Consider the following 25,390-nt stretch of genomic DNA (forward strand, 5'->3'; position numbering starts at 1 on the left):
GCCGCGCCCCGCCCGTCGACCGGGTTTCCTCACAGCTCCGGCGGTGGCGTCGGCGCCCCCGGCAGCCTGAGCGTCGCCACCGTGCCGCCGCCCTCCGCGGGGGCGAGCGCCACCGTGCCGCCGGCTTGCTGGACCGTGCGCGCCACGATCGACAGGCCGAGTCCCGAGCCGGGCAGGCTGCGGGCCGACGGGGACCGCCAGAAGCGGTCGAAGACGTGCGGGAGCTCGTCCGGGGCGATCCCCGGTCCCTGGTCGCGGACCGTCAGTTCGCCCCGCATCAGGGTCACCTCGATCGTGCCCCGGGGCGGCGAGAACTTCACCGCGTTGTCCAGGACGTTCACCAGGGCCCGTTCGAGGGCCGGTGCCTCCGCCCGGACGTACCAGGGCGCGAGGTCCGTCACGAAGGTGAGCTCGGGGCCGCGCAGCCGCGCCCGGTCCAGGGCCGTCCGCAGGACCGTGTGCAGCGGGACCACTTCGAGGCGGCCCGGTTGCACGGCGTCCGGGCGGGCCAGTTCCTGGAGGTCGCCGATCAGCGCGGCCAGCTCCGTCATCTGCGCCTTCACCGAGGCCATCAGCGCCCGCCGGTCCTCCGGCGGCAGTGCCCGGCCCGTCTGCTCGCTGCGCGCCAGCAGTTCGACGTTGGTGCGGAGCGAGGTGAGGGGCGTCCGCAGCTCGTGGCCCGCGTCCGCGATGAGCTGGGCCTGCCGGTCCCGGGAGCTCGCCAGCGCCGCCGTCATCGCGTTGAAGGACCGCGACAGACGGGCGATCTCGTCCTCTCCCTCCACCGGGATGCGGACGGTCAGGTCCTCGGTCGCGGCGACGTGCTCGACCGCTCCGGTCAGTCGGTTCACCGGTTCGAGGCCGGTGCGCGCGACCCACAGTCCGGCCGCGCCCGCGCAGACGACCCCGATCCCGGAGACCAGGAGCAGTACCCAGCGCAGCGTGGACATCGAGTTGTCGATCTCGGAGAGCGGCCGGGCGACGGAGACGGCCAGGGCGAGGGGGGCGTCCTGCGGGTAGGTGTAGACCCGCATCTCCCGTCCGTCCTCGTCCTTCACCGTGTGCAGGACGGAGTCCAGCCGGCCGCGTGCCACGGCGAGGTCGCCGGGGCCGGCGGGGATCGCGGCCTTCCCCGAGGTGCACACGCTGCCGTTGCCCAGGATGATCTGCACGGTGTACGAGCCCGCCACCGGCGGCGGGGTGGTGCCCTGGCGGCACATCGCGAGCAGGCTCTGCACGCCGTTCGGGTCCAGACGGGTGCTGCGCAGCGAGGAGTCCAGTTCGTTCTCCAACTGGGCCCGCGTCACGAACCAGCAGGCCAGTGACACGGCCGCCACGGCCACGGCCACCGCGACCGCGGTGAGCAGGGCGAGCCGGGAGCGCAGCGGACGCGACCGGAACCAGTTCTTCAGGCGCCCCGTCACTCCCCGCCTCCTCCGCGCAGCGCATAGCCCACGCCCCGGACCGTGTGCACGAGGCGCGGTTCGCCGCCGGCCTCGGTCTTGCGCCGCAGGTACATCACGTACACGTCCAGCGAGTTCGAACTGGGCTCGAAGTCGAAGCCCCACACGGCCTTCAGGATCTGCTCCCGGGTCAGCACCTGCCGCGGGTGCGCGAGGAACATCTCCAGGAGCGTGAACTCGGTGCGGGTGAGCTCCACGGTCCGCCCGCCGCGGGTCACCTCGCGCGTGGCCAGGTTCATCCGGAGGTCCTCGAAGGCCAGGACGTCGTCCTCGACGGGGGCGGCGGCCGATGCGGAGGCGTAGGAGCTGCGACGGAGCAGGGCCCGGATGCGGGCGAACAGCTCGTCCAGCTCGAAGGGTTTCACCAGGTAGTCGTCGGCGCCGGCGTCGAGGCCGGTGACCCGGTCGCCGACGGTGTCGCGGGCGGTGAGCATCAGGATCGGCACGGTCGAACCGGCGGCCCTGATCCGGCGGGCCGCCGTCAGCCCGTCCATGCGGGGCATCTGCACGTCCAGGACGACCAGATCGGGGGCGTACGACTCCACGGCGGCGAGCGCGTCGACCCCGTCGACGGCGTCCCGCGTCGCGTACCCCTCGAAGGCGAGGCTGCGGCGCAGGGCCTCCCGCACGGCGGGCTCGTCGTCGACGATGAGGATGCGCTCTGCTTCGTTCTGCTGTCCCGTCATGGCCTCAGCGTCGCACGTCGACCGGGTGCCGTTCAGTGGGTGCTGCCCGACCGGAGGCCGTCCAGGTCCGCCTTCACGGTGTTGACGGGGATCGCGAATCCGAGCCCCACGCTTCCGGCGGTGGAACCGTTCGAAGAACTGGGCGAATACATGGCCGAATTGATTCCGATGATCTCCCCGTTCATATTGATCAGGGCACCGCCGGAATTTCCGGGATTGAGCGAGGCGTCGGTCTGGATCGCCTTGTACGTGGTCTTCGACGAACCGGTGTCGCCGTTGAACTGTTGTCCGCCGAACTCGAACGGCCAGCCCTGTCGCGGGTCCCACTGCTGTTGCTGCTGCTCCTGGCCGTCGTCCTTGGCGACCGTCACGTCCCGGTCGAGCGCGGAGACGATGCCGCTGGTGACGGTGCCGGTCAGCCCTTCCGGGGAGCCGATCGCGACGACTTCCTCGCCGACCCTGGTCTTCGAGGAGTCGCCGAGGGTGGCGGCCTTGAGCCCCGAGGCGTCCCTCAGCTTGATCAGGGCGAGGTCCTTGTCGGGGTCGGTGCCGATGACCTCGGCCCGGTAGGACGTGCCGTCGCTGAGCTGCACGGTGATCGAGGAGGCGCCGGAGACCACGTGGTTGTTGGTGATGACCTCGCCGTCGGAGGTGATGATCACGCCCGATCCGGTGGAGCTGCCGGAGGTGGAGCTCGCGGAGATCTCCACGATGGAGGGGGAGACCGCCTCGGCGACCCCGGCGACGCTGCCCTTGTTGCCGGTGGAGACGGTGGTGCCGTTCACGACGGGAGAGGAGGCGCTCGCGGGGGTGTCGGAGGTGAGGTGCTGGAGCAGCGTCGCCGTGCCGCCGCCGACCGCGGCGGCGGCGATGGCGACGGCCGCCATCAGGCCGACCCCGCGCTTGGCGCGGCGGCGGGGGGAGGGGGACGGGGCGGGGACGGCGGCGGCGAGCGGCGGGTCCACCGGCGGCGGCACGTGACCGCCCGAGGGCCAGACGGTCGTGCCCGGCTCGGTGGTGATCGGCCGCGTCGGCTCGTACGGCGGCCTCGGCGGGTAGTACGGCTGCTGCGGCTGCTGCTTGTGGAAGTCCGTCATGGCCAAGACTCTCGGAGCCGTTCATGAGAGCCGCCTGAGGACAGGCTGAGAAGCCCGACAGAACCCCGTATGTCCCGTATAAGGACGAGGGGCGCGGTGCCGTTCGGAGGGCCGGGAAGCGCCTCGGGACCGCTACGCCCGGCAGCCGCAGGAACTGCGGACGACCAGGGCCGAGGGGAAGAGCCTCACGCGCTCGCGGCGGGAGCCCGCCACCCGGATCGAGTCGTCGAGGACCAGGTCCACGGCCGCACGGGCCATCGCGGGGCGGTCCGAGGAGATCGTGGTCAGCGGCGGATCGGTGAGCGCCGCCTCCTTCACGTCGTCGAAGCCCGCGACCGCCAGCTCCGTCGGCACCTCGATGCGCAGTTCGCGGGCGGCCCGCAGCACGCCGAAGGCCTGGTCGTCGGTGGAGCAGAAGATGGCCGGCGGCCGGTCGGGCCCGGCGAGCAGCTTGAGCGCGACCTGGTAGGCGTCGTACCGGTTGTACGGGGCCTCGAAGAGCCGTCCCTCGGTCGAGCGGCCCGCTTCCTGCATGGCGCGCCGCCAGCCCTCGACGTGGTCGGCGACCGGGTCGCCGACGGCCGGGGTGTTGGGGATGCCACCGAGGCACGCCACATAGGGGTGGCCGTGCTCCAGCAGGTGCCGGGTGGCGAGCTGGGCGCCGCCGATGTCGTCCGTGACGACGGCCACGTCGTCGATCGCTTCGGGCCGCTCGTGCAGCAGCACCACCCGCGCGTCCCAGGCCTCGATCTCGCTGGCGGCCTGCTCGCTCATGCCCTGGCTGACGAGGATCAGGCCGGAGACCCGCATGCCGAGGAAGGCCCGCAGGTAGTGGACCTCGCGCTCGGTCCGGTAGTCGGAGTTGCCGACGAGGACCATCTTCCCGCGCTCGGCCGCCGCCTGCTCGACGGCGTGTGCCATCTCGGCGAAGAACGGCTGTCGCGCGTCCGGGACGATCATGCCTATGAGGTCGGTCCGCCGCGAGGCCATCGCCTGGGCCACCCGGTCGGGCCGGTAGCCCAGCTCCTTGATGGCGGCGAGGACACGCTCGCGCGTGGCCGGGGCGACCGGCCTGGGTCCGTTGTTGATGACGTAGCTCACGACCGCGGTAGAAGTACCTGCCAGTCGAGCTACGTCATCCCGCGTCACCTTGGCCACGCGCGGAAGTCTACGCGGGGGGACCTACCTACCGGCAGGTCGCACTGTGGCATCTGCCACGTTCTTGTCCTCCGAGGGGGTGAGGTCCTCCGTGTTTTCCTTGACGCGCGAGCCCGCGCGGGCCTTTTCCTTGGCCCGGGCCTCCTCCGCCGCCCGCTCCACCTTCTCGGGGGTGACGAAGCGGTAGCCGACGTTCCTGACGGTGCCGATCAGGGACTCGTGCTCCGGTCCCAGCTTGGCTCGCAGCCGCCGTACGTGGACGTCCACCGTGCGGGTGCCGCCGAAGTAGTCGTACCCCCAGACCTCCTGGAGCAGCTGGGCGCGCGTGAAGACCCGGCCCGGGTGCTGGGCCAGGTACTTGAGCAGCTCGAACTCCTTGAAGGTCAGGTCCAGGACCCGGCCCTTGAGCTTCGCGCTGTAGGTCGCCTCGTCGACCGAGAGGTCGCCGTTGCGGATCTCCATCGGGGAGTCGTCGGAAACGATCTGCTGCCGGCCCATGGCGAGCCGCAGCCGGGCCTCGACCTCGGCGGGGCCCGCGGTGTCGAGGAGGACGTCGTCGATGCCCCAGTCCGCGGTGACGGCGGCGAGGCCGCCCTCCGTGACGACGAGGACCAGCGGACAGCCCGGCCCGGTGGAGCGCAGCAGCTGGCAGAGCGAGCGCACCTGCGGGAGGTCGCGCCGGCCGTCGACGAGGATCACGTCCGCGCCGGGGGTGTCCACGAGGGCGGGGCCCTCGGCCGGGGCGACCCGGACGTTGTGCAGCAGCAGGCCGAGTGCGGGAAGCACCTCGGTCGACGGCTGGAGGGCGTTCGTCAGGAGCAGCAGAGAGCTCATCGCCGCCCTCCCGCGCGCCCCGGGCACCGCTCCGGCAGGGGGCGCCCCCCTGCCGGGGTCGTCGGTCCGTCGTGCGTCGTCGTTCGCTCGTCCATGACGTCGGTTCCTCCTCGGTCCCTGCGAGGACGTCTACGTGTGCTCACGTGTGGCTCTCGCGCCCTGAGAGCTTTTGTTCATCCAGCCGTAACAACGGTTGGAAAACACAAAAGGACCCGGGGGCTGCGTTGCCCGGATCCTCTGGCAAGCAGAATAGCCCACATGCGTTCAGAGGAAGAGGGTCGATTTCACATCCTGGATGTTTCCTCGCTCACTTCCGTCCACCGGCCCATGACACGGCGCGCAATGTTGCGCACCGAGGACGGCGTCCGGATCGAGGCGGTGTACGAACCCTGCATGACGGGTGCCACCGGGACGGCCGTCGTCCTCGCCCACGGCTTCACCGGGGCGGTCGACCGGCCCGCGGTCCGGCGTGCCGCCCGGATCCTCGCGGAGCGCGCAGCCGTGGTCACCTTCTCCTTCCGCGGGCACGGGGGCTCCGGCGGCCGGTCCACGGTCGGCGACCGGGAGGTCCTCGACCTGTCGGCCGCCGTCCGCTGGGCGCGTGAGCTCGGCCACCCGCGCGTGGCGACGGTCGGCTTCTCCATGGGCGGCTCCGTGGTCCTGCGCCACGCGGCCCTGGAGCGGGGGACCGGGGGGCGCACGGACGCGGTGGCCTCCGTGTCCGCGCCCGCCCGCTGGTACTACCGGGGGACGGCCCCCATGCGCCGCGTCCACTGGCTGGTCACCCGACCGGCGGGCCGGCTCGTCGGCCGCTACGGCTTCGGCACCAGGATCGAGCGGCGGCCCTGGGACCCGGTGCCGCTCCCCCCGGTGCGGGCGGTGCCGCTCATCGCGCCGACCCCGCTGCTGATCGTCCACGGTGACCGGGACGCCTACTTCCCGCTGGACCACCCGCGCGCGCTGGCCGCGGCGGGCGACGCCGAACTCTGGCTGGAGCGTGGCATGGGACACGCCGAGAACGCGGCCGACGGGGAACTGCTCGCCCGCCTCCGGGACTGGCTCCTGCGCGCATAGCCCATCATGGGGGGCGGCGCGCACACGAACGAAGGGAGTGCCGCTATGGCAGCGGGAACCATCCGCTACTGGGCCGCGGCCAAGGCCGCCGCCGGTGTCGCCGAGGAGCCGTACGCCGCCGGGACCCTGGCCGAGGCGCTCGACGCGGTCCGCTCGACGCATCCGGGCGAGCTCGCCCAGGTCCTCAAGCGCTGCTCGTTCCTGGTCGACGGCGACCCCGTCGGGACCCGGAGCCATGAGACGGTACGGCTTGCCGAGGGCGGCACGGTCGAGGTGCTCCCCCCGTTCGCAGGAGGGTGAACCCCAGAGCAATGAGCAACGACCAGTACTACGGCGGCCAGCCGTACGACCCGTACGCCGACGCGAACGGGCAGCAGCAGCCCGCCGTCGACGCCACCCAGACGTGGGAGGGCCAGACCTGGGACACCACGTACCAGCCCATGGTCCAGCAGCCCGCCCAGCAGCCTCCTGCTGCTCCTCCGTACGGGAGCGGGGACGCCAACACGGCGTACCTGCCGCCGCAGACCCCCGCGACGCACGGGACCCAGGGGATGCCCGGGGCCTATGGGACGCAGGGTGCTCAGGGGGTATCTGGGGTCTATGGGACGCAGGGTGCTCAGGAGGTGCCCGGGGTCTATGGGACGCACGGGGCCCAGGGAATGCCCGGGGCATACGGGGTGCAGGGGAATGGCGGGGCTGCTGCTGCGTACTACGCGGAACCCACTGCCGAGCCCTTCGCCCCGGCCGCCGGCTCCCCGGCCGCCGGCTCCCCGGCCGCGCCCGGGGCCGACGGGGGACCCGCCTACTCCTCGCCCACCACATCGGGGAACACCCGCATCACCGATGCCCAGCGCGCCCGCGCCGAGGGCCGCTCGCCGGTGATAGAGCCCGGCATGCAGCCCGCCGCCCTCACGGCTGTCCTCGGCCTGCTGCTCGCCGGTGGCGCCGCCCTCGGTTCCTACGGGCTCCTCGTCCCGCTGGTCCTGCTCCAGGGCCTCACCGCGGCCGGCTGGTTCCGGCTCAACGGCATGTGGCCCGCCCGGCAGGGCATCGCGCTCGCCTTCCTCGGCGGTCTGGTCGCCGACGCCGCGATCCTCCTCACCGGCCGGGAGCACGCCGCCGCCGCGATCCTGGGCACGCTCGGCGTCTGGGTGCTGCTCTGCCTCGTCCTCCAACTGCGCAGCCACGCCGATCCGGACGAGCGGATGTACGGCCTGATGGCCACCGTCGCCTCCGCCGCGCTGACCGTCGTCGCCGCCGGACACCTCGGCGCCGCCCCGGACGCGGTGGTCGTCGGCGGGGTCGCGGTCGCCGCGACCGTGTTCGCGCGGGCGCTGCCGCTGCCCGGAGCGGTCTCCTGGGTCGTCGCCCTGCTCGCTGCGGCGGGTGCCGGAATCGCGGTCGGCGGGCTCACCGACCTGGGCACCTCCGGGGCGCTGCTCGGACTCGGCGTCGGGGTGTGCGCGCTGGTGGGCCTGAGGGCGGCCAGCTACGACTACCCGTCGCGCTTCGTCCACATGACCGCGGGCGTCGCCCTGCCGCTGGCCGCCGCCGCCCCCGCGGTCTACCTGCTGGGACGCGCCCTGGTCTGACCCGCGGTGCCCCGCGCCCACCCCGGTGCGGGAACCAACCGGCCCCCCGACGCGTCGATCTTCGTGTCGGGGGGCCGGCACCGTCTACGGGGGGACACGACCCATGCGAGCACTGCGGATTCTGCTGATCCTGGCCATCGTGCTGGGCGGTGTCTTCGTCGGGATCGACCGGCTGGCCGTGTCGTACGCCGAGTCGGAGGCGGCCAGCCGGGTGAAGCTCTCGGCCGGGGACGCCCGGACCGACTCGATCGACGTCGACATCAAGGGCTTCCCGTTCCTCACCCAGGTCGCGGACAAGCGGTTCGACGAGGTCGAGGTGCGGGCGACCGGGGTGAAGGCGACGGCGGGCGACCGGCAGGTCCGGGTCGGCGAACTGACCGTGGCCCTGCGGGACGTGACCGTCACCGGCGACTGGGCGGGTGCGCGCGCCGGCTCCGCGAACGGCACCGCCCTGATCTCCTACGCGGACCTCACCGCCGCCTCGGAGCGGGGCGCGACCGTCGCCTACGGCGAGAACGGCAAGGTGAAGGTCACCGGCAGCGTGACGGTCCTGGGCCGCACCCTGACCCGCACGGTCCTGTCCACGGTGACCGCGGTGAACGGCGACACCATCCGGGTCAGGGCCGACGAGGTGCCGGGTGGTGGCATTCCGGGCCTGGAGGAGCTGGTGCGCGCCCGCACCGACTTCGACCGGCCGATCGGCATGATCGCCGGCATGAAGGTCGAGAAGGTCGAGCCGCGTCCGGAGGGCCTGGCCGTCATCCTGAGCGGCAAGGACGTCGTCCTGGCCGGCTGACGGAGGCCGGAACACCCCCCTTGGCCACATGCTGAGACGGGGTCGTCCGATCCGTAGAAGGCGCAGCGCAAACCTCGGTGCGGAGGCGTGCGGAGCCGCTCCGCGACGTGATCACGTCTCGCATCTCGGATGATCGCGTCTCAAAATACGACACGCCGGTGACACGGCAGCCTGTCCGTCCCTACGATCGTGGGCATGAAGCGACAGGCGGATCTCACGAAGCGGCGGGCAGTAGACCTGTGCCGCGTCGCCGCCATGCTCTGTCGTTCAGTCTGAGCGGGACTCCCACTCCCGTATTCCTCAGGCCCGTCGACCGAAACCGGTCGGGGCCGCACCGTGCAGCCGTACCCCCTGTCCGTACGCACGCGACGACGCGTACCGCACCGCACGCCCCCGCACCACCGCAGCACGCCCCCGCACACTGCCCCGGAGGAGAACAGCATGGCTCGCAGCGACGTCCTGGTCGACGCGGACTGGGTCGAGGCCAACCTCGACAACCCGCAGGTCGCCATCGTCGAGGTCGACGAGGACACCTCGGCCTACGAGAAGAACCACATCCGCAACGCCATCCGGATCGACTGGACCAAGGACCTCCAGGACCCGGTCCGCCGCGACTTCATCGACCAGGAGGGCTTCGAGAAGCTCCTCTCGGCCAAGGGCATCGCGAACGACACCACGGTCGTCCTCTACGGTGGCAACAACAACTGGTTCGCCTCCTACGCCTACTGGTACTTCAAGCTCTACGGCCACCAGGACGTCAAGCTCCTCGACGGCGGTCGCAAGAAGTGGGAGCTCGACTCCCGCGACCTCGTCGCCGAGGTGCCCAGCCGCCCCGCCACCGCGTACCGGGCCAAGGCCCAGGACGCCTCGATCCGCGCCTTCCGCGACGACGTCGTGGCCGCGATCGGCGCCCAGAACCTGGTCGACGTCCGCTCGCCCGACGAGTTCTCCGGCAAGCTGCTCGCCCCGGCGCACCTCCCGCAGGAGCAGTCGCAGCGCCCCGGCCACGTGCCGAGCGCCCGCAACATCCCGTGGTCGAAGAACGCCAACGACGACGGCACCTTCAAGTCGGACGACGAGCTCAAGGCCCTCTACGAGGCCGAGCAGGTCGACCTGGCGAAGGACACCATCGCCTACTGCCGCATCGGCGAGCGCTCCGCGCTCACCTGGTTCGTCCTGCACGAGCTCCTCGAGGTCCCGAACGTCAAGAACTACGACGGCTCCTGGACCGAGTACGGCTCCCTCGTCGGCGTGCCGATCGAGCTCGGCGCCAACAAGTAATCCCTCCGGACCCTCCCCTCTTCTCCGGACCCCTCGACCGTAAGGACAGAACGACATGTGTGGAGCGCAGCCCGGCGGCCCCGACGCCTCGACGATCAAGCCCGGTGAGACCACCATCCAGGGCTTCGTGACCAAGGACGGCCAGCCCGTCACCGGTTACGTCCGCCTCCTGGACTCGACCGGCGAGTTCACGGCCGAGGTCCCGACCTCCGCCACCGGCCAGTTCCGCTTCTACGCGGCCGAGGGCACCTGGACCGTCCGCGCCCTGGTCCCCGGCGGCACCGCCGACCGCCAGGTCGTGGCCCAGAAGGGCGGCCTGGCCGAGGTCGCGATCGCGGTCTGATCGCCGATGCGCCCCCGCACCGCCCGGTGCCGGGGGCGCCCCAAGGGCTTCGCCCCGCCCAGCGTGCCCCCGGTTCCGGGAGGCGGCGCGGTGCGAAGCCCCACCGAACGGCCGGAGGGCCGTGCCTCCTGGGGGGTTGGACGCCTGAACCAGGACCTGAGGCACGGCCCTCCGGTCTTTGCCGTCCGCGCCCCGGTTCCGGGACCCCGCACCGGGCACCGGTGACGGGCGCCGCGCCCGGTCGTACGCTGGAGGCGTGTACGCACGACGCCGGCGCGTCTACTTCTGGATGATGGGCGCCTGCCTGCTGCTCTTCGTGGGCGCCTGGGCCGTCGTGCGGCTCTTCTCGATGCCGGTCGCCATCGGCATGTGCGTCGTCGCCATGGTCATCCCGCCGGTCGCCGCGATGGTCGCGAACCGCCGGGGCCCGGAGGACCGCTGGTGGGACGATCCCTCCGGGGACCCGCAGTCGGACGAGTGGTGGGACGAGCTCGACGGCAAGAAGCGCCGGGAGCCCTGAGCGTCCGGGCCGGCACCTCCCGGACGCGGTTCGGTCCGCCCGGCGCGGGGCCGGGAGCGAGCCGACCTCAGTAGACCAGGGCCTGGGTCCCGTCGGACATCGCCTCCTGGACGAAGACCTGTGCGCCGGCGATGCGGACGCCGTCCAGGACGTCCTTCTCCGTGATCTCGCGACGGGCGGCGCACTGCGTGCAGAGCGTGACGCGCCCGGCCGCCAGGATCGAGTCGATCAGGTCCGGCAGCGGTGCGGCGTGCGGGAGCTCGAACTCCGCCGCCCGGCCGGGGAGGGCGAACCAGGAGGACTCGCCGGTCAGCCAGAGCGAGACCTCGACGCCGCTGGCGACGGCGACGGCGGCCACGGTGAAGGCCTGGGAGCAGCGTTCGGGGGCATCGGCCCCTGCGGTCACCTTGATCACGAGCTTCTTCGGCATATGTCGAACTGTAATCCGAAGCCGTACAACCTCGGCTGTTCCTTCCGTGTCAGTTCTGTGCACGGGTAACGCAACCCGTGCTCCAGGTCTCGTGGGGGGACGCTTGAGCAAGGAAGAAACCATCCAGGACGCGGACGCGGTGCCGCCGCCGGAACCGTCGTCGGAGCAGACGCCGTCCTCGGAGCAGGCGCCGTCCTCGGCACCGGCACCGGCACCGGAAGCGGCTGCGGAAACGGCTCCGGAAGCGGTGGCTCCGGCCCGTCGCCCCGGCTCCCGGGGCCTGCGCACCGCCGGTTTGATCGCCGTCGCCGCCGTCATCGGCCTCGTCGGCGGCACCGCCGTCGGCTACGGCATCCAGGCCGAGCGCGAACCGACCCCGCTGCCGGCGTTGAACCAGCCGGGCCTCGCCTACCCGGCCGAGTCGCTGCCCAAGGGGCAGCAGCCCGCCCCGCTCCCGGCCGCGGAGGACCGCCAGGCGAAGGCCCAGGGCGACCTGCGGACGCTGCTGCTGCCGATGCCCGCCGGAGCGAAGAAGGACGAGTACGCGACCCGCGACGGCTGGATGTCGTTGAGCCGGTTCGCCTCGGGGTTCGAGCGGCCCGACGGGGCCCTCGACCAGCAGCTGGACCTGGGCGTGCGGCGGATCGCCTCCAGGTCCTGGACGACGGGCACGTACAAGCAGACCGACGTCCGGCTCGTCCAGTACCGCGCCGACGACGTCCTCGGTGCGCAGGAGTACATCGAGGGCCAGCAGCTCTACATGCCGGACGAGGACTACGCCGACAGCGAGGGCAAGCCCCTCAAGGGCTCGACCAACGGGCGCTACTACGTCTTCCCCGTGCAACGGGAGGCCGGCTACCTGGACCTGTACGAAGCCCGCGCCTACTTCCACCGCGGTGACATCGCGGTCGAGATCATGGTGGTCGACACCAAGAAGATCTCCGAGAAGGAGATCCGTTCACTGGCCGAGCGACAGCTGGAGCGCCTGTGAGCGAGGACCGGAACGACATGACCGAGCGCGTGCCCGAAGCCACGGCCCCGCCCGAAGCCACCATCCCGCCCGCGCCCGCGCCCGAAGCCGCACCCGCGCCCGTGATCGCGGCAGAGTCCGCGACCGCACCCGCAACGGTGGTCGAGCCCGCGGCCGAACCCGCCGCGGTGGCCGGAACCCGGGGTCAGCGGGGTCTCCGGCGGATGCTGCTCCGGGTGGTCCTGCCCTCCGTGGTCGCCCTCGGTCTCGTCGGCAGCGGCGTCACCTACACCGCGGTCACCGTCTCCTCCGCCGACCGCACCGCTCCGACCGAGGTGTGGGCCGAGAGCGAGAAGGACGCACAGGACAAGGACCCGGCCGCCGCCTCGGTGCGGGGCAAGGCCGGAACGCCGCTGAGCAAGCTCCTGCTGCCGCTGCCGTACGGGTACGAGTTCGGCCCCGACGAGGAGCTGTACGGGAACGACGGCGAGCTGGGCCCCGCGGAGGCCACCGCGCTGATGAAGCAGGCCGGCGAGGGCCTCTCCGGCAAGAAGCGCCGCACGTTCGAGAAGGAGGTCGACGCGCTCGGTCTCCAGGGCCTCGGCGTCCGCACCTTCGCCGACCCGACCGACGACTTCGTCGTCACCTTCCAGATCGCGCGGATGAAGGACAAGAAGCAGGTCAAGGACAGCTACCGGATCCGCAAGGAGGTCATGGACTTCCTGAAGTTCGCCAAGGGCCCCGCGGTGAAGGACCACCGGAACGCGGCCTGCTACGTCGTGCCCGCGGACGACTCGTTGAGCAAGGAGGAACAGGAGGTCGAGCTGGAGCAGATGGTCTGCCTCGCGTACGACTCCGAGGTCCTCGTCACGGTCACGGCGGCGGGCGCCAAGCCGTTCAACAAGGCGCGCGTGGCGGACCTGCTGAAGAAGCAGCTCGAACACATCGAGTCTCCGGGGGAGTACGTATGACCGAGCAGATCCAGGACAGGCCCGAGAGCCCGGTCCCGCCCCAGGAAGGGCCGGCGGCCGAGGCCGTCGTGCCCGAGACCGAGCCCCGGGCCGTCGTGCCCGAGACCGTCGTGCCCGAGGCCGGGCCTCAGGCCGTCGTGCCCGAGAAGCCGAGGAAGTCGCGGCGGCCGTTGCTCTGGGGCGTCCTCCGCTGGACCGCCGCCGTGCTCGTCTGCGGCGGCATCGGGGCCGGTACGGCCCTGGGGATCACCGCCGTGGAACGCACCGAGGTGCCGGGGCTCGGAACCGAGCCCGACGGGCGCTGGGAGTACCCGAGGCTGTCGCTTCCGGCACTGCCGGAGGGCGCCCTGCGGCCGTTCACCGACGGGAACGACGGCGAGATCCACCATGCCGACCTGCGGAAGCTCCTGCTGCCCGCCCCGAAGGGAGCCACGGTCGATCCGAAGCTGAAGGGCGGCTGGGTCCCCCTCGACTCCTACCTCGCCCTCCTGGCGGAGAAGGACCGGGGCGAGGCGGAGGAGCACCTGGTCGACTCGGCGCTCCGGCACGTCGCCGCCCGCGGCTGGACCATGCCCGACGGGACGACCACCCGGATCCACCTGCTGCGCTTCTCGTCCGTGGCGTTCTCCGAGGAGTTCAAGGACGAAGCCACGCTCAAGATCGCGCAGAGCGGCGGGATGCCGTTCGGGGTCGAGTCGTCGAAGATCGACATGTCCGTGCAGGACGTCACGGTGCCGGGCCTCTCCGTGTACGCCTACGCGGAGGAGGAGCCGTACGGCCCCGAGCAGACGCGCTGGGCCTACGTCCAGGCCGGGGACACCGTCGCGGTGGTCACCCAGACCCGGAAGGGCGGGACGCTCACCGTGCCGTTCCAGCAGACGGTCGCGCTCCAGGCGCAGCTGCTCGGCTAGGCCGTGTGAGAACCCGTTGACCCGCACGGTCGGCCGTCCGGCAGGGACGGTGCGTCCTCACTGGGCGGGATGGGCCGGTCGCGCGTGCATGCGCCGAGGCGGCCGGACCCCAGACGGCGAACGCGACTCCCGATGATGGAGGGTCTCGCGTCCCGGGGCCCCACCGTCCCCGGTGGAGGCACCGGGGACGGTGCACCGGCCGACGGCGAGCGCGGAGGCGCCGTTGCTGCGCGCGGCGGGCGAGCAGAACCGCCGGCGCGTCCGCCGCCGGTGCCGCGGAGCGCACGGCAAGGGCCCGCACCAGCAGCACCGTGCGCGAGCTCGACCTCAGGTCCCGGTGCGGGACGGCGACCCGCGCCCGTACGGGGACGACGTCGGGTCAGCCGGGCAGCAGGTCGCTGATCACCTCGACCGCCGTCATCCACAGGGGCTGGGCACCCGTGCCGAACGCGGCGGCCAGCGCATAGCCGAGGGCCGCGTCCAGCGCCTCCGGCTCGGCGTCCTCGCGCCACTCCACCAGGACCTTCCCGTCGCCGTCGGAGGAGAACTCCCCGAGGCGCACCCCGGACCGGACCAGCCGGCTGCCCGGGAGGGAGTCGGGCACCAGCCGCCACGAGCGCTCCGCACACCGCACGTCGACGCGGTAGGAGCGCCGGGTCAGCCGGCCCTTGGCGGGGTCGACCACCGCCTCCTCGCCGTCGACGGTCAGGGTGAGCAGTGCGCCGTCACGGGTGCCGACCGGCACGTGGTCCTCGCCTTCCGTCCCCTCGGCCCGCCGCAGCTCGACCCGCGGCACCCGCTCGCCCGACACGGTGACCCCGCCCCGCTCGACGTCCCACCGCACGGTCAGCGCGCCGAACAGCTCGTCCTCCACGACGTGCTCGACGACGGGTTTCGGTCCGGTCTCCTCGCCCTCGTGCGCGTCGGCACGGGAATCACCGTGGGCGTCGTCGTGGGCGGGGTCCTCGGGGGAGCCGTGCGCGTCGCCGTCGGCGTCCTTGCTGAGCGGGGTCGTGGGGGCCGGGTCCTTCGGCATGGCGGTGTTCCTTCGCTGTGGGGGCTGACGGTGGTCAGTACGTCAGCACGTACGTCAGTCCGTACGTCAGTCCGTACGTCAGTACGTCAGGTAGGACGGAGGGCGGCGCCCTCACGCTCCCGCGCGGCGCCGTTGCGGGCGCGGACCACGCGCCCCGCTTCGTCGTCCGGGCCTAGCCGACGGGCCGCCCGCACCCCGCGAGACCCACCTCACGGGGTGGGCCGGACCCCCGCCCACTAAGCTGGGGTCCGGCCCGTTCCGCCTTCACCGCTCAGTCGAGGAGCACCCCGTGATCGTTTTCTTCGAAACCCTCCTGGTCCTGGTCTGCGTCGGCGTGCTCGCCTTCGCCGGTCTGACCGTGAAGAAGCTGTACCAGGGCCAGCGGTAACCACCACTACAGAACGCCAGAGCTGCTCATGATCGAGATCCCGTCCGACCTCAATCCGGACCTCGTCCCCCTCGCGTTCCTGCTGGGTACGTGGGAGGGCGTCGGCGTCTCCGACTTCCCCGGCGCCGAGAAGTGCAACTTCGGCCAGTCCGTGACCTTCAGCCACGACGGCCGTGACTTCATCGAGTACCACTCGCACGCGTGGGTCCTCGACAACGACGGCAACCAGGTCCGTCCGCTGGAGAGCGAGAGCGGCTACTGGCGGATCGACAAGGACCGCAAGGTCGAGGTCGTCATGGTCCGTGACCAGGGCATCGTGGAGGTCTGGTACGGCGAGCTCGCCGACCAGAAGCCGCAGATCGACCTGGCGACGGACGCCGTCGCCCGCACCGCCGCCTCGGGCCCGTACAGCGGCGGCAAGCGGCTCTACGGCTACGTGAAGAGCGACCTGATGTGGGTGGGCGAGAAGTCGACCCCCGAGGTCCCGCTCCGCCCCTACATGTCGGCGCACCTGAAGAAGGTCGTCACTCCGGAGGAGGTCGCGGAGATGGCCCGCAACCTGCCCGACATGCCGGACGACGGCATCGCCTTCTTCCGCTAGGACCGACGGCCGCCCGACCCGGCGGCCCCGCACGCTCCTTCCGGGCCCGTCGGTGGACGGGCCCGGCGCCGTGGGGCGCCGCCCCGCGGAAGGCGGTGCGTCACCGGCGGTTCGGACCCGTGATCGAACGGCTATCCCGGCACGGGGCCGTCACTCCTACACTGGAGGGCGTGGTGAGCACCGAGAGCACCGACTGGAAGAGCGATCTGCGGCGTCGCGGCTACCGGCTGACGCCGCAGCGGCAGCTCGTCCTTGAGGCCGTGGACACGCTGGAGCACGCGACCCCGGACGACATCCTCTGTGAGGTCCGCAAGACGGCCTCCGGGGTGAACATCTCCACCGTCTACCGGACCCTGGAGCTCCTGGAGGAGCTCGGGCTCGTGAGCCACGCCCATCTGGGGCACGGGGCCCCGACCTATCACCTCGCGGACCGGCACCACCACCTCCACCTGGTCTGCCGGGACTGTTCCGAGGTGATCGAGGCGGACGTCGAGGTGGCCGCCGAGTTCACCGGGAAGCTCCGTGCGACCTTCGGGTTCGTGACGGACATGAAGCACTTCGCGATCTTCGGGCAGTGCGAGGAGTGTGCCGGGAAGGCCGCCGTCGCCGAGTCGTAGGCTCTTCCCATGAAGAGCCCTCTGCTGTCCCTGCCCGGCGCCGTGCCCGCCGAAGGCCGCGACGAAGGCGTCGCCGCCCACTACGGCGACCTGTTCCGCGAGCAGCGCGCCCTCTCCGAGGGCGACGGCTTCGTCGACCTCTCGCACCGGGGAGTGCTGACCGTCTCCGGCGACGACCGGCTGAGCTGGTTGCACCTGCTCGTCACCCAGCACATGACCGAGCTGCCGCCCGGGCGGGCGACCGAGGCCCTGATCCTCTCCGCCAACGGGCACATCGAGCACGCCCTGTACCTCGTCGACGACGGCGAGACGGTGTGGATGCACGTCGAGCCGGGCACCCGCGAGGAGCTCCTCGGGTACCTGGAGTCGATGAAGTTCTTCTACCGGGTGGAGGTCGTCGACCGGACGGAGGACATCGCGGTCGTGCACCTTCCGGCCGGTTCCATCGCCGAGGCCCCCGAGGGGGTCGTCGTCCGGGAGACCCCGCACGGTCGCGACCTTTTCCTGCCGCGCGCCGACCTGGAGTCCTTCGCCTCCTCGTACGGGCCGGCCGCCGGGCTCCTCGCGTACGAGGCGCTGCGCGTCGAGGGGCACCGACCGCGGCTCGGCTTCGAGACCGACCACCGGACCATCCCGCACGAGATCGGCCTCATCGGCAGCGCCGTCCACCTCCAGAAGGGCTGCTACCGGGGGCAGGAAACCGTCGCCCGGGTGCAGAACCTGGGGAAGCCGCCGCGCCGTCTGGTCTTCCTGCACCTCGACGGCAGCGAGGTGCTGCTGCCCGCCCACGGGACGCCGCTGCGGCTGGCCTCGGACGGGCCCGAAGGGCGACAGCTCGGCTTCGTGACGACCGCCGTCCGCCACCACGAGCTGGGACCGATCGCCCTGGCCCTGGTGAAGCGGAACGTACCGGTGGACGCCCCGCTGGTCGCCGGGACGACGGCAGCCGCGCAGGAGACCGTCGTCGAGCCCTGAGCCCTGAGGCCTGGGCCATGGGGCCCCGGCCAACCGGGGCTCACACCTCCAGCAGCACCGTGAACGGGCCGTGGTTTGTGAGCGAGACGCGCATGTCCGCTCCGAAGCGGCCCGTCTCCACCTGCGCGCCCAGTTCGCGGAGGCAGCGCACCACCTCGTCGACGAGGGGTTCGGCGACCGGGCCGGGGGCGGCGGCGTTCCAGGTGGGGCGGCGCCCCTTGCGGGCGTCTCCGTAGAGGGTGAACTGGGAGATCACGAGCAGCGGCGCCTGTACGTCGGAACACGACTTCTCGCCGTCCAGTACCCGGACGGACCAGAGCTTTCTGGCCAATTGGGCGGCCTTCTCCGGGGTGTCGTCATGGGTCACCCCGACCAGCACGCACAAGCCCTCGCCGGTGATCTCACCGACGGTCTCCCCTGCGACGACGACGCTCGCGCCGTCGACCCTCTGCACCACTGCTCGCATGCCCACCAACCTACCGAGCGGCCCGCGCTCCGGAGGACGAGGGGCCGAACGGGTGCAGAGCGCCTGCACGCGCACGTGCAGGAATGGCACCATGCGTGTCAGGCGGTGCGGCTCCGCACCGGTCGAGGGGACGAAACTCATGAGTGCACCTGGCACCGGGCCGACACCGCCCGGCCCCGTACCACTGACACGAGTCGGTGGTTCTTCCGTGGCGCGCCCGCCCGTGCAGCGGACCGCCGAACCAGCCCAGCCGGAGCTCGGCGCGCTGCGGCTGCCCGAACTGCGCGCGCTGCGGCGGGACGCCCAGAGCGACGAGGCCGACCTGAGCTACGTACGGCGGATGCTGCAGGGACGGATCGACATCCTGCGGGCCGAGCTGGCACGGCGGACCGACCCGGAGGCCCCGGTCCTCGACCGGCTCTCCGAGATCCTCGCCGACGTGCCCTCGCGGCAGCGCAGCTCGGCCCGGCACGTCACGCTGTCGACGCCGCGCGGCGAGGAGTACCGGCGGCTCGCGACCGAGATGCTGTCGGAGGTCGAGCTGTCGGACCTCACGGCCCGGACCGACGAGGAGTTGCACGCGGCGATGGGCCGGCTCGCGGGCTACGAGCAGCAGGTTTCGCGGCGCCGCCAGCACCTCCAGCGGACCGCCGACGACTGCAGCGCGGAGATCGCCCGTCGCTACCGCGAGGGTGAGGCCCAGGTCGACGACCTGCTGGCCTGAGAGGCGCGGGGTCCGCGGGGAAATCCGGGTGCGGGTCGGCCGGGGCCGTGCGTAGGGTCGGAGCATGAGCGTCGACGTGCGTGCGGTGACGGAGTCCCAGTTCCACGACTGGCAAAGGGCCTTGCGCACGGGCTTCCTCCGGACACCGGTCGTCTCCGACGCCGAGGTCGCGGACCGACTGGCGCACGTGGACCTCGCCCGGACGCTCGGCGCCTTCGACCGGGACCGGATCGTCGCGACCTTCCGGTCCTTCCGCCAGGAGGTCAGCACGGTCGGCGGCGGCAGTCTGGTCGCCGATGCGATCACCCAGGTCACGGTGGCCCCGACGCACCGCAGGCGCGGTCTGTTGAGCCGGATGATGGCTGCGGACCTCGCCGCAGCGAAGGAGCGGGGCGATGCGGTCGCGACGCTGATCGCCGCCGAGTACCCGATCTACGGCCGGTTCGGCTTCGGCCCGGCGAGCTGGGCCACCGAGTGGAGCGTGGACGTGCGCCGGACCGGTCTCGACCCGCGCCGTTCGGGGCGTCCCGAGGACGGCGGCCGGATCGACCTGACGGAGGCCGAGGAGATCCGCAAGATCGGTCCCGAGGTGCACCGCCGGCTGGCCGGCGTCCGGGCCGGCGTCACCAACCGCGACGCGCGCGGCTGGGAACTCGGCACCGGACTCGGCCACCAGAGCGAGCCGTGGCGGGAGCCGTACTACGCGGTGTACCGGTCGGAGTCCGGCGAGGTCGAGGGGTACGCCGCGTACACCGCCGACGACAAGTGGGGCGACGCCAAGCAACCGATGAACACGGCGACCGTCCGGGACCTGATCGCGGTCACCCCGGCGGCCGAGCGCGCCCTGTGGCTCTACCTCTGTTCGATCGACTGGGTCGTCACGGTCCGCTCCGGCTACCGGGCGCCCGACGAGCTGCTGCCGCTGCTGCTGCCGGACCCCCGGGCGGCCAGGGTGCTGACGCACGTGGACATGCTGTGGGTCCGGGTCCTGGACGTGGCCCGGGTCCTCCAGGACCGCGCGTACCCGGTAGAGGGGAGCCTGGTGCTCGACCTCGGGGACCGGGACGGTCTGGCGGGCGGGCGCTACCGCCTCGACGCCTCCCCGGCGGGCGCGGCGTGCGTCCGGACCACCGAGTCCGCCGACCTCGCCTGTGACGTCGCGGAGTTGGCCGTGCTCGCGTTCGGTGACGAGTCGGCGGTACGGCTGGCCCGGCTCGGGCGCGTCGATGAGCGGACGGAGGGGGCGGCGGCCCGCGCCGACCTGCTGTTCCGCACCCCGCTGCGACCGTTCTCGCCGGACATCTTCTGAGTCCGCGCGTTCCGACCCGCCCCGGGCTCCCCGGTGGCGGGACCGCCCCGCCGCCGGGGCCGTCTCAGGCCTTGCGGGGCTGGGAGAAGCGGATCATGTTGCCGGCCGGGTCGCGGAAGGCGCAGTCGCGGACGCCGTAGTGCTGGTCGACGGGCTCCTGGAGCACCTCGGCGCCGGTGGCCCGGATGCGCTCGAAGGTGGCGTCGACGTCCTCGGTGGCGAAGATCGTCGCGCGCAGCAGGCCCTTGGCGAGGAGGTCCATGACCGCCTGCCGGTCCGCCTCGGAGGCGCCGGGGTCCGGGAGCGGGGTCTCCAGCACGACCGACACGTCCGGCTGCGCGGGCGAGCCCATGGTCACCCAGCGCATGCCCTGGTAGCCGACGTCATTGCGGACTTCGAGGCCGACCGCGTCGCGGTAGAAGCCGAGCGCCTCGTCGGCGTCGTCGACGGTGATGAAGCACTGGGAGAGGGTGATGGTGTCCATGCCGTCGACGCTACGGCGCGGCGTTCGCTCCCGCTTCTCCGTTCCTGATCGGTTCGGCACCGGGGTCGAGGGGCGGCGTGCCGTTCCGCACCGGTCGGGTGTGCACCTTGGCCACGCACGCCGGGACCGCGGCGTCCTCTGCGTGGCGGCGGGCCCGGTACGCGCTCGGGGTCTCCCCGACCAGCTCGGTGAAGCGCGAGCTGAACGAACCGAGCGAGGTGCAGCCCACCTCGAAGCAGACCTCCGTGACGGACAGGTCCCCCCGCCGCAGCAGGGCCTTGGCCCGTTCGACGCGGCGGGTCATCAGATAGCCGTACGGGGTCTCGCCGTAGGCGGCGCGGAAGCTGCGGGCGAAGTGCCCCGTCGACATCAGGGCGACCCGGGCCAGGGCCGGCACGTCCAGCGGCGACGCGTAGTCGCGGTCCATGGTGTCCCGCGCGCGGCGCAGTCTCTTCAGGTCGTCCAGGTCCACGCCTCCAGGATGTCACCGTCCGGCCGCGGAAAGGCCCGAACGGCCTTGCGGGAGAAGCCGGTCGCGTGCGGTTTCGAGCGCGGGGCGGGGCGCACGGCCTTCCCGTTCAGGTGTGGTGTTCGGTGGGGAAGCCGGTCCAGCGCAGTTCTGCGGGCAGGTGCCGCATGTCGTTGTGGAGCGTCAGGGAGGACGGCGTGCCGGGTGCGTAACGGATCACCGTCAGGGCCGCGTTGCCGTGGTTGAGCCCCATCCAGCGCCACTCGGGTGCGTCGAGGGCGGCGCGGACCAGCCAACCGACGAGGAAGCTGTGGGTGACGACCAGCTCGTGGCGGGGGTGGTCACCACGGACCGGACCGGTGAACTCTGCGAGCGCCTCCCGGGCCAGCGCCGGACCGCGCTCGCGCTCCTCCTCGGGCAGCCGTGCGAGGAAGCCGAGCATGCCGTCGGCCGAATCCGGCGGCAGTTCCGCCCGCGTGGGCAGGTGGGGGACGTAGTCGCCGGCCAGTTCCGACTGGCGCAGCGGGACGGCGTCGAGTTGTGCGCCGACCAGTCGGGCGGTCTGTCGGGCCCGGGGCAGCGGCCCGTGGTGGATCACCGAAAGGGGGACGCTCCGGAGCCGTTCGCCGAGGAGAACGGCTTGGCGCCGGCCGTTTTCCGTCAGGCCCGTTCCGTCCGCCGAGGCTTCGGCGTGCCGGGCCAGGTAGAGGTGCCGAGCGGCGGTGTCCGTCATGTTCCTCGCTCCGTCGCCATCCAGGACTTCTTGATGTGGGGACGGACGTCGGGATCCGGGGCCGTGGTCGCGTCGCGGCGGTCTCGGCCGGTGGGACCCGGTGCGAGCTCCGCTGCGACGACCGGGCGGACGGCGGGACCGGAGGCGGAGGGGCCTTCTGCACCGGTGCCGGTGCGGGTCCCCTCCGCACGGGAGCCCGACGGACCGAACGGTGGCGGCCGAGTGCGTGCCGCCCGCTCCTACCGCGGGAGCTCCATGACGTCGGCGACCACACAGCTGACGTTGTCGGGGCCGCCGGAGTCGTTGGCGAGGGCGATGAGTTCGTGGACCGCCTGCTCGGGCCCGCTGGCGTCGGAGAGCACCCGGCGGATCTCTTCGGCCGGCACGACGGCGGACAGGCCGTCCGAGCAGAGCAGGTAGCGGTCCCCCTGTCGGGCGTCGCGCAGGCGCACGTCGGGCGTGGAGTCGGCTCCTTGGCCCAGGGCGCGGATCAGCAGCGACCGCTGGGGGTGGGAGGCGGCTTCTTCCGGGCTGAGTCGTCCTTCGTCGACCATCGCCTGCACCAGGGTGTGGTCCTGGGTGATCTGGAACAGCTCTCCACCACGCAGCAAGTAGACGCGGGAGTCGCCGATGTGGACGAGGGCCAACCGCGACCCGGTCCAGAGCATCGCGGTGAGCGTGGTCCCGGCGTCTTCGGGGGAGGGGCCGGGTGCGGAGACGCCGTGCACGGCCTGCTTGGCCCGGTCGATCGCTTCTTCGAGGACGTCGAGGAGGTTGCCCGCCGGGACGTCGTCGGTTTCGAGGCGCTTGAGCGCGTCGACGGCGGCGGCGCTCGCGGGGGCACCTCCGCTGCCGTAGCCGTCGGCGACGGCGAGCAGGCGGGACCCCGCGTAGACGGTGTCCTGATTGCTCTCGCGGACGAGGCCGGTGTCGGAAAGGGCGGCGTAACGGATGCCCAAGGGCTTGGCGGTCGGGGACACGGCAGGGTCCTTCCGGGAGAGGTGGTCGACGAGGAAGGCGGCCAAGTCCCGCCGTGCGGCCGTGTCGGCTTCGACCCGGGCCCAGAACGCACGGATCTCTTCGGCCGCCGGGCCTGCCGCCAGGGCGCAGACCTGCTGGATGCGGGCGAGGGGCATCCCGAGCCGTCGGAGCCAGGCAACCAGCCGGGCCCGATCCAGTTGCTCCGGTGCGTAGAGGCGATAGCCGGTCAGCGGGTCGACGCGGGCGGGAGTCAGAAGGCCGAGCTCGTCGTAGAGGCGCAGTGCCTTCGGAGACAGCCGGGACGCCTTAGCGAACGTCCCGATGGTCAGCAACTCCATGCTCGTTCCTCCTCGTGCCGGGCACGTCGCCCGGCCCCACCGATGCTGCGGGCTCCCCCAAGGTGAAGGTCAACCGAGAGCCCCGTTGGTTCTGTTCGTGAGCCACGCGAGAGCACCCGTGGCTCGGCGTCGAGAGCGGGCTCGTCCACAGGAGGGTGATGTCGCCGAGCTTCGGGTTCCGGCACACGTTCCCCGAGGGCGATCAACGGTGTTCGGCTTCCGTGACGGCGCGTCGTCCGTGACTGCTGGACCTACCCGGTCGACCGGCTGACCCGGCCGGCTTCTCCCTGCAGCTTGCGGGCTCGTTCGGTCGGCCTGTGGTTCGGCCCGCCGCCTTCGATCAACACCATGCTGCCAGGCCAATTTCCCTCGATGACTTCCGCCGGCGGATCGTGGATGACGAAGCGGCCCGTGAAGGGGGGCGAGGGTCGTCTGGATGCGTTCCAGGCACTCGATGACATCGGGGTGGTTCCGGCGACTGCGGAGATGGGCGAAGCCGTAAGCGGGCACCACGGGGCTCCTTCGTTCCGGGGGCGGGTGATGACCGCGAACGTATCTGAGAGCCCTTGAGCGCCGCGATTGCCTCGGGGGTAACCGACGCGGGGACGGGGCAGGCGTCCCGTCCCTACGAAGGCGCACCACGGAGGGGCCGTGGCCAGCGACGGGGCACATCGAGTGGGACGCGATGCGGCCGGTCGGGCCGCTCCATTTGAGATTCGTATCTCCTGTGCCGATGGCCCCGTCGGCGGGGCATCCGCCACCGCATCGCCCGCAAGGGCATCGAGTCTTCGCGGCGGCTGGGCCGGCACCGCTGGGTGGTCGAGAGAACCGTGTCCTGGCTGGCTGCCGATGCCTCCATCGACGGTACGAACGCAAGGCCGAGCACTTCCTTGCCTTCGTCGGCATAGCCGCAGCCCTCATCGGCCACCGCCAACTCGCACGCCTAGACACGCAAGAGCATTCAGTGTGAGGTTCCAACGCTGCTGGTCCAGACACGCAAGGGCGTGATCTCAGGCCCTGTCATGGCCTGCTCCAAGCGGCTCTCCACGTCGTCCAGGTTCGACCAGGTGACAACGCCGGGCACACGGGCGTGTGCGCGGCGGGCAGCAAGGAACTCATCGCGATGGCCGACGGCTCCCGCGAGTCGTCGGAGTCCTGCGCGGCGTCCTGGCCGAACGCGACCCCGCGGTCGCCCCGTGAATCCACGATGATCAGATGGCAAGCCGTAGCCACGGAGCAATCGTGAAGGGCGGATGGTGTCGCGATGACCGCGATGACCGCGAAGGCACTGAAGATGCTGAAGGACGCGAACGCCGAAGGGATCGAGCACCCCGGCGGCACCCTGCTCTCCCACCTGAAGAGGGTCGAAGCTCTGCTCGCCTCGTGGGAAGGTCGCCCGGCCCTGCGGGCTGCGGGTTTGTGCCATGCCTTCTACGGCACCGACGGGTTTCCGGTCCCACTGCTGGACTTGGAACATCGAGCAGACTTGGCAGAGGCGATCGGAGCAGACGCCGAGGCGCTCGTCTACCTGTACGCCTCCTGCGACCGCAAGGCCACCTACCGGAGGTTTGCCGAGGATGACGCGATGCTCCTCGACCGGTTCACCGGTGCCAGGATCCAGCCAAGTCTCGGCCAGCGTCGGGATTTCGCCGAGCTGACCGCCGCCAACGAGCTGGATCTCGCAGCGATCAGCCCGAAGATCCGAACCGAGCACGGCGCCAGCCTGCTCAGCCTGGGGACCTGTCCCCGAGTGGTGGACACCTCTGATCCCGGCCCCGCCAGGGGTCGGGTAGGAGGCATCTTTTATGGTGATGAAGGTCTACTCGCCCGAGTTCAAGGCGGACGCTGTCGCGCTGTACCTGTCGGATCCGAGCCACACCTTCGAGGGCATCGGCAAGGATCTGGGGATCAGCCGGGAGACGCTGCGCAACTGGGTGCGGGCCGAACGGGCCCGCCGCGGCGGGGGCAGCACGACGAGCACGAGCACGGAGAAGAACACGGTGGATTCCCCGCCGACGGCCGAGGAGCTTCAGGCCGAGAACGAGGCCCTGCGCCGGGAGCTGGCGGCAGCCCGCAAGGAGATGCACAAGCTCGCCACCGAACGGGACATTCTCCGCAAGGCGACGAAGTTTTTCGCACAAGA

At 71.9% G+C, this 25,390-nt stretch carries 29 protein-coding genes and 2 pseudogenes; 19 read left to right on the top strand and 12 right to left on the bottom strand.

Annotated features, from left to right (window positions below; all coding sequences use genetic code 11):
- Positions 1-29: 29 nt before the first annotated feature.
- The 5 genes from ACFW2Y_RS15505 to ACFW2Y_RS15525 form a co-directional block, all read right to left on the bottom strand.
- Positions 30-1,424, bottom strand: coding sequence for a sensor histidine kinase (locus tag ACFW2Y_RS15505; protein WP_384878413.1), 1,395 nt, complete (start codon positions 1,422-1,424; stop codon positions 30-32).
- A complete protein-coding gene (locus tag ACFW2Y_RS15510) occupies positions 1,421-2,149 on the bottom strand; it encodes a response regulator transcription factor (protein ID WP_384878416.1) in 729 nt (242 codons plus the stop codon). Before ACFW2Y_RS15510 ends, ACFW2Y_RS15505 begins: the two co-directional genes overlap by 4 nt.
- 32 nt (positions 2,150-2,181) lie before the next feature.
- Complete coding sequence (locus tag ACFW2Y_RS15515) at positions 2,182-3,246, bottom strand: S1C family serine protease (RefSeq protein ID WP_384878419.1); 1,065 nt, start codon at positions 3,244-3,246, stop codon at positions 2,182-2,184.
- 132 nt (positions 3,247-3,378) lie between these two features.
- Complete coding sequence (locus tag ACFW2Y_RS15520) at positions 3,379-4,404, bottom strand: LacI family DNA-binding transcriptional regulator (protein ID WP_384878422.1); 1,026 nt, start codon at positions 4,402-4,404, stop codon at positions 3,379-3,381.
- A 24-nt stretch (positions 4,405-4,428) separates the two neighbouring features.
- Positions 4,429-5,238, bottom strand: a complete 810-nt coding sequence (locus ACFW2Y_RS15525; protein ID WP_384878425.1) for a winged helix-turn-helix domain-containing protein — start codon at positions 5,236-5,238, stop codon at positions 4,429-4,431.
- Between the two features lie 258 nt (positions 5,239-5,496).
- Here ACFW2Y_RS15525 and ACFW2Y_RS15530 point away from each other — a divergent pair, with 258 nt between their 5' ends.
- From ACFW2Y_RS15530 to ACFW2Y_RS15565, 8 genes are all read left to right on the top strand, one after another.
- Positions 5,497-6,312 carry an alpha/beta hydrolase gene (locus ACFW2Y_RS15530; RefSeq protein WP_384878428.1) on the top strand — a complete coding sequence of 272 codons (816 nt, stop codon included), beginning with the start codon at positions 5,497-5,499 and terminating at the stop codon, positions 6,310-6,312.
- A 45-nt stretch (positions 6,313-6,357) separates the two neighbouring features.
- Positions 6,358-6,612 (top strand): MoaD/ThiS family protein, encoded by a 255-nt coding sequence (locus ACFW2Y_RS15535; protein WP_384878430.1) that lies wholly within the window; start codon positions 6,358-6,360, stop codon positions 6,610-6,612.
- Between the two features lie 11 nt (positions 6,613-6,623).
- Entirely contained in the window at positions 6,624-7,904 is a 1,281-nt protein-coding gene (locus ACFW2Y_RS15540) for a hypothetical protein (protein ID WP_384878432.1), read from the top strand.
- 103 nt (positions 7,905-8,007) lie between these two features.
- A complete protein-coding gene (locus tag ACFW2Y_RS15545) occupies positions 8,008-8,700 on the top strand; it encodes a DUF2993 domain-containing protein (RefSeq protein WP_384878434.1) in 693 nt (230 codons plus the stop codon).
- A gap of 195 nt (positions 8,701-8,895) precedes the next feature.
- Positions 8,896-8,976 (top strand): putative leader peptide, encoded by an 81-nt coding sequence (locus tag ACFW2Y_RS15550; protein ID WP_350497993.1) that lies wholly within the window; start codon positions 8,896-8,898, stop codon positions 8,974-8,976.
- 165 nt (positions 8,977-9,141) lie between these two features.
- Complete coding sequence (locus tag ACFW2Y_RS15555; protein ID WP_384878436.1) at positions 9,142-9,981, top strand: sulfurtransferase; 840 nt, start codon at positions 9,142-9,144, stop codon at positions 9,979-9,981.
- 55 nt (positions 9,982-10,036) lie between these two features.
- Entirely contained in the window at positions 10,037-10,324 is a 288-nt protein-coding gene (locus ACFW2Y_RS15560; RefSeq protein WP_046908577.1) for a DUF1416 domain-containing protein, read from the top strand.
- Between the two features lie 256 nt (positions 10,325-10,580).
- A complete protein-coding gene (locus ACFW2Y_RS15565; protein ID WP_384878439.1) occupies positions 10,581-10,844 on the top strand; it encodes a DUF3099 domain-containing protein in 264 nt (87 codons plus the stop codon).
- Positions 10,845-10,911: 67 nt separating this feature from the next.
- Here the strand turns inward: ACFW2Y_RS15565 and ACFW2Y_RS15570 are convergent, their stop codons facing one another.
- Complete coding sequence (locus ACFW2Y_RS15570) at positions 10,912-11,274, bottom strand: DsrE family protein (RefSeq protein WP_384878441.1); 363 nt, start codon at positions 11,272-11,274, stop codon at positions 10,912-10,914.
- A gap of 103 nt (positions 11,275-11,377) precedes the next feature.
- Between ACFW2Y_RS15570 and ACFW2Y_RS15575 the strand changes: the two genes are divergently transcribed.
- From ACFW2Y_RS15575 to ACFW2Y_RS15585, 3 genes are read left to right on the top strand one after another with little or no spacing between them, the layout of a single operon-like run.
- Entirely contained in the window at positions 11,378-12,265 is an 888-nt protein-coding gene (locus tag ACFW2Y_RS15575) for a hypothetical protein (protein ID WP_384878444.1), read from the top strand.
- A gap of 17 nt (positions 12,266-12,282) precedes the next feature.
- The gene (locus tag ACFW2Y_RS15580) at positions 12,283-13,215 is read left to right on the top strand and encodes a hypothetical protein (RefSeq protein ID WP_384878446.1); all 933 of its coding nucleotides are present in this window, start codon (positions 12,283-12,285) and stop codon (positions 13,213-13,215) included.
- On the top strand, positions 13,212-14,126 hold the full coding sequence (locus ACFW2Y_RS15585; RefSeq protein ID WP_384878449.1) for a hypothetical protein: 915 nt from the start codon (positions 13,212-13,214) through the stop codon (positions 14,124-14,126). Before ACFW2Y_RS15580 ends, ACFW2Y_RS15585 begins: the two co-directional genes overlap by 4 nt.
- 379 nt (positions 14,127-14,505) lie before the next feature.
- Here the strand turns inward: ACFW2Y_RS15585 and ACFW2Y_RS15590 are convergent, their stop codons facing one another.
- Complete coding sequence (locus ACFW2Y_RS15590; RefSeq protein WP_384878451.1) at positions 14,506-15,162, bottom strand: hypothetical protein; 657 nt, start codon at positions 15,160-15,162, stop codon at positions 14,506-14,508.
- Between the two features lie 416 nt (positions 15,163-15,578).
- Here ACFW2Y_RS15590 and ACFW2Y_RS15595 point away from each other — a divergent pair, with 416 nt between their 5' ends.
- The 3 genes from ACFW2Y_RS15595 (at position 15,579) to ACFW2Y_RS15605 (ending at position 17,743) form a co-directional block, all read left to right on the top strand.
- Entirely contained in the window at positions 15,579-16,151 is a 573-nt protein-coding gene (locus ACFW2Y_RS15595) for an FABP family protein (protein WP_384878454.1), read from the top strand.
- 170 nt (positions 16,152-16,321) lie between these two features.
- On the top strand, positions 16,322-16,768 hold the full coding sequence (locus tag ACFW2Y_RS15600; protein WP_384878457.1) for a Fur family transcriptional regulator: 447 nt from the start codon (positions 16,322-16,324) through the stop codon (positions 16,766-16,768).
- Between the two features lie 9 nt (positions 16,769-16,777).
- Positions 16,778-17,743 carry a YgfZ/GcvT domain-containing protein gene (locus ACFW2Y_RS15605; protein WP_384878460.1) on the top strand — a complete coding sequence of 322 codons (966 nt, stop codon included), beginning with the start codon at positions 16,778-16,780 and terminating at the stop codon, positions 17,741-17,743.
- A 40-nt stretch (positions 17,744-17,783) separates the two neighbouring features.
- Here the strand turns inward: ACFW2Y_RS15605 and dtd are convergent, their stop codons facing one another.
- Entirely contained in the window at positions 17,784-18,209 is a 426-nt protein-coding gene (gene dtd, locus ACFW2Y_RS15610; RefSeq protein ID WP_384878463.1) for a D-aminoacyl-tRNA deacylase, read from the bottom strand.
- 139 nt (positions 18,210-18,348) lie between these two features.
- Here dtd and ACFW2Y_RS15615 point away from each other — a divergent pair, with 139 nt between their 5' ends.
- Positions 18,349-18,933, top strand: a complete 585-nt coding sequence (locus tag ACFW2Y_RS15615; protein ID WP_384878465.1) for an ABC transporter substrate-binding protein — start codon at positions 18,349-18,351, stop codon at positions 18,931-18,933.
- A gap of 64 nt (positions 18,934-18,997) precedes the next feature.
- Positions 18,998-20,242: a GNAT family N-acetyltransferase gene (locus tag ACFW2Y_RS15620; protein ID WP_384878468.1), complete on the top strand. Its 1,245-nt coding sequence runs from the start codon at positions 18,998-19,000 to the stop codon at positions 20,240-20,242.
- Between the two features lie 64 nt (positions 20,243-20,306).
- Here ACFW2Y_RS15620 and ACFW2Y_RS15625 read toward each other — a convergent pair whose 3' ends face one another.
- The 4 genes from ACFW2Y_RS15625 to ACFW2Y_RS15640 all read right to left on the bottom strand — a co-directional run bounded on the left by ACFW2Y_RS15625 (position 20,307) and on the right by ACFW2Y_RS15640 (position 23,247).
- Positions 20,307-20,726: a VOC family protein gene (locus ACFW2Y_RS15625; protein WP_384878471.1), complete on the bottom strand. Its 420-nt coding sequence runs from the start codon at positions 20,724-20,726 to the stop codon at positions 20,307-20,309.
- Positions 20,727-20,736: 10 nt separating this feature from the next.
- A complete protein-coding gene (locus tag ACFW2Y_RS15630) occupies positions 20,737-21,153 on the bottom strand; it encodes a helix-turn-helix transcriptional regulator (protein WP_384878483.1) in 417 nt (138 codons plus the stop codon).
- Positions 21,154-21,304: 151 nt separating this feature from the next.
- Positions 21,305-21,928, bottom strand: coding sequence for a histidine phosphatase family protein (locus ACFW2Y_RS15635; RefSeq protein ID WP_384878474.1), 624 nt, complete (start codon positions 21,926-21,928; stop codon positions 21,305-21,307).
- 239 nt (positions 21,929-22,167) lie between these two features.
- Entirely contained in the window at positions 22,168-23,247 is a 1,080-nt protein-coding gene (locus ACFW2Y_RS15640; RefSeq protein ID WP_384878477.1) for a MerR family transcriptional regulator, read from the bottom strand.
- Positions 23,248-23,987: 740 nt separating this feature from the next.
- On the opposite strand from ACFW2Y_RS15640, the pseudogene ACFW2Y_RS15645 reads away from it, so the two are divergent.
- The 3 genes and pseudogenes from ACFW2Y_RS15645 to ACFW2Y_RS15655 all read left to right on the top strand — a co-directional run.
- Positions 23,988-24,217: pseudogene (locus ACFW2Y_RS15645) on the top strand (IS5/IS1182 family transposase); the annotation flags it as partial.
- A gap of 324 nt (positions 24,218-24,541) precedes the next feature.
- Positions 24,542-24,784, top strand: a pseudogene (locus tag ACFW2Y_RS15650) (DUF6817 domain-containing protein); the annotation flags it as partial.
- A gap of 268 nt (positions 24,785-25,052) precedes the next feature.
- A partial coding sequence (locus tag ACFW2Y_RS15655) for a transposase (protein WP_384878479.1) occupies positions 25,053-25,390 on the top strand: 338 nt, incomplete at its 3' end.

The sequence above is a fragment of the Streptomyces sp. NPDC058877 genome, from assembly GCF_042742855.1.
Lineage (GTDB): Bacteria > Actinomycetota > Actinomycetes > Streptomycetales > Streptomycetaceae > Streptomyces.

Excerpts from the sequence above, each read along its gene's own strand:
- ACFW2Y_RS15605 (WP_384878460.1), top strand. The coding sequence starts at position 16,778 with ATGAAGAGCCCTCTGCTGTCCCTGCCCGGCGCCGTGCCCGCCGAAGGC.
- ACFW2Y_RS15625 (WP_384878471.1), bottom strand. The coding sequence starts at position 20,726 with ATGGACACCATCACCCTCTCCCAGTGCTTCATCACCGTCGACGACGCC.
- ACFW2Y_RS15590 (WP_384878451.1), bottom strand. The coding sequence starts at position 15,162 with ATGCCGAAGGACCCGGCCCCCACGACCCCGCTCAGCAAGGACGCCGAC.
- ACFW2Y_RS15540 (WP_384878432.1), top strand. The coding sequence starts at position 6,624 with ATGAGCAACGACCAGTACTACGGCGGCCAGCCGTACGACCCGTACGCC.
- ACFW2Y_RS15595 (WP_384878454.1), top strand. The coding sequence starts at position 15,579 with ATGATCGAGATCCCGTCCGACCTCAATCCGGACCTCGTCCCCCTCGCG.
- ACFW2Y_RS15525 (WP_384878425.1), bottom strand. The coding sequence starts at position 5,238 with ATGAGCTCTCTGCTGCTCCTGACGAACGCCCTCCAGCCGTCGACCGAG.
- ACFW2Y_RS15530 (WP_384878428.1), top strand. The coding sequence starts at position 5,497 with ATGCGTTCAGAGGAAGAGGGTCGATTTCACATCCTGGATGTTTCCTCG.
- ACFW2Y_RS15580 (WP_384878446.1), top strand. The coding sequence starts at position 12,283 with ATGACCGAGCGCGTGCCCGAAGCCACGGCCCCGCCCGAAGCCACCATC.
- ACFW2Y_RS15615 (WP_384878465.1), top strand. The coding sequence starts at position 18,349 with ATGAGTGCACCTGGCACCGGGCCGACACCGCCCGGCCCCGTACCACTG.
- ACFW2Y_RS15550 (WP_350497993.1), top strand. The coding sequence starts at position 8,896 with ATGAAGCGACAGGCGGATCTCACGAAGCGGCGGGCAGTAGACCTGTGC.
- dtd (WP_384878463.1), bottom strand. The coding sequence starts at position 18,209 with ATGCGAGCAGTGGTGCAGAGGGTCGACGGCGCGAGCGTCGTCGTCGCA.
- ACFW2Y_RS15545 (WP_384878434.1), top strand. The coding sequence starts at position 8,008 with ATGCGAGCACTGCGGATTCTGCTGATCCTGGCCATCGTGCTGGGCGGT.
- ACFW2Y_RS15630 (WP_384878483.1), bottom strand. The coding sequence starts at position 21,153 with ATGGACCGCGACTACGCGTCGCCGCTGGACGTGCCGGCCCTGGCCCGG.
- ACFW2Y_RS15515 (WP_384878419.1), bottom strand. The coding sequence starts at position 3,246 with ATGACGGACTTCCACAAGCAGCAGCCGCAGCAGCCGTACTACCCGCCG.
- ACFW2Y_RS15635 (WP_384878474.1), bottom strand. The coding sequence starts at position 21,928 with ATGACGGACACCGCCGCTCGGCACCTCTACCTGGCCCGGCACGCCGAA.
- ACFW2Y_RS15570 (WP_384878441.1), bottom strand. The coding sequence starts at position 11,274 with ATGCCGAAGAAGCTCGTGATCAAGGTGACCGCAGGGGCCGATGCCCCC.
- ACFW2Y_RS15510 (WP_384878416.1), bottom strand. The coding sequence starts at position 2,149 with ATGACGGGACAGCAGAACGAAGCAGAGCGCATCCTCATCGTCGACGAC.
- ACFW2Y_RS15535 (WP_384878430.1), top strand. The coding sequence starts at position 6,358 with ATGGCAGCGGGAACCATCCGCTACTGGGCCGCGGCCAAGGCCGCCGCC.
- ACFW2Y_RS15560 (WP_046908577.1), top strand. The coding sequence starts at position 10,037 with ATGTGTGGAGCGCAGCCCGGCGGCCCCGACGCCTCGACGATCAAGCCC.
- ACFW2Y_RS15620 (WP_384878468.1), top strand. The coding sequence starts at position 18,998 with ATGAGCGTCGACGTGCGTGCGGTGACGGAGTCCCAGTTCCACGACTGG.
- ACFW2Y_RS15640 (WP_384878477.1), bottom strand. The coding sequence starts at position 23,247 with ATGGAGTTGCTGACCATCGGGACGTTCGCTAAGGCGTCCCGGCTGTCT.
- ACFW2Y_RS15555 (WP_384878436.1), top strand. The coding sequence starts at position 9,142 with ATGGCTCGCAGCGACGTCCTGGTCGACGCGGACTGGGTCGAGGCCAAC.
- ACFW2Y_RS15585 (WP_384878449.1), top strand. The coding sequence starts at position 13,212 with ATGACCGAGCAGATCCAGGACAGGCCCGAGAGCCCGGTCCCGCCCCAG.